Annotated in this window: 2 protein-coding genes; both read left to right on the forward strand. The window is 32.5% G+C overall.

Going from position 1 to position 1,143, the window contains the following annotated elements; all coding sequences use genetic code 11:
- A partial coding sequence (locus PQ474_RS26135) for an anti sigma factor C-terminal domain-containing protein (protein WP_273848505.1) occupies nt 1-397 on the forward strand: 397 nt, incomplete at its 5' end.
- 118 nt (nt 398-515) lie between these two features.
- Nucleotides 516-875, forward strand: a complete 360-nt coding sequence (locus tag PQ474_RS26140) for a hypothetical protein (RefSeq protein WP_273848506.1) — start codon at nt 516-518, stop codon at nt 873-875.
- Nucleotides 876-1,143 lie beyond the last annotated feature (268 nt).

Genomic DNA, 1,143 nt, shown 5'->3' on the forward strand with positions numbered 1-1,143 from the left:
AGAGATGCTAAATAAAAACCATACAGAATGGCTTTGGGTTGATGTAGAATATGAGGAAAACATACAAATGATGCAGCGGCAAGAAGAGAGAGATTTCCCTTCTACTTTTCGTAGTGGTCAAGTATACGGATACCCATATAACAGTTTAACCGATTGGAGCAATCCTGAATTTTTTATTAATCAACTAAGGCATGAAGAAATACAGTCAAGTTCATATCATCGCGATATTGCTAATGATTTGTTAGAGATGTTAAAAGAAGATAATCCTAAATTAATTCCTGAAGAGGTTCATATTATTGGGGCTGTTTTAACTGGAACTGCTAATGAACTAAGAGAATATCAGAGTAAAGAATTTATAAGAGCTTCATCATTAGGAGCAACAATTAATAAATATTGATAAATAGTTTATTTTAGACTAAATCGCTTATCTTCTGCAACGGGGCAGGTTAACAAAATAGGAAAAATTAAGTTGTATTATAATTTTAGTAGATGTATTTCAGTTTGGAGGGTTAAATTTGAAAGCAAACATTCTCTACGGTTTAGTTATCTCAATAGGAATTTATATACTAATAGCTTTGATAACATTTTTAATCAAACAGGAACTAAACCTTGAATTAATCAAAATGGTTGCGTTTGGAGTGGCGATAGTGTTGTTTATTTCAGCTTTCCCGTTATATAAGACATTATATCACGGTAGCAGAGTAGCCAACCCAACGTACACAGTGTACATACCTCCAGATGAGCATCATCAGCAAAAACTTCAGAATGAATACGAGTCTTCTCTAAAGAAACCAAAAAGCACTCTTGGAGGAATATTCGTTTGGGCTGCCATTTTAATTATAATATTCACAATGCTATTGACGGTACTATTTTGACTTATTTATTGTTTACAATCAATTTTTTGTTGAAGTAAACCAGCTAATAGTTTGTCAACATTTTTCAATAAAAATCTTAAATCAGCCATGATATACTAAACATGCGTATACCAAATAGCCTTCCAATTAGACACTTTTGGAAGGTTTTGTGTTATTTAGTTAGATATAGAGTTTAAGCTATATCTTGGAAAGCACTCTTGCTTTTTAATAGGGCGTAGATCCAGTGTAAGAGCTTATTAACACATGCGATGACAGCTACTTTAAAAGG

The sequence above is a fragment of the Halalkalibacter alkalisediminis genome (assembly GCF_028610705.1).
In the GTDB taxonomy this organism is placed as follows: Bacteria; Bacillota; Bacilli; order Bacillales; family Bacillaceae_D; genus Halalkalibacter; species Halalkalibacter alkalisediminis.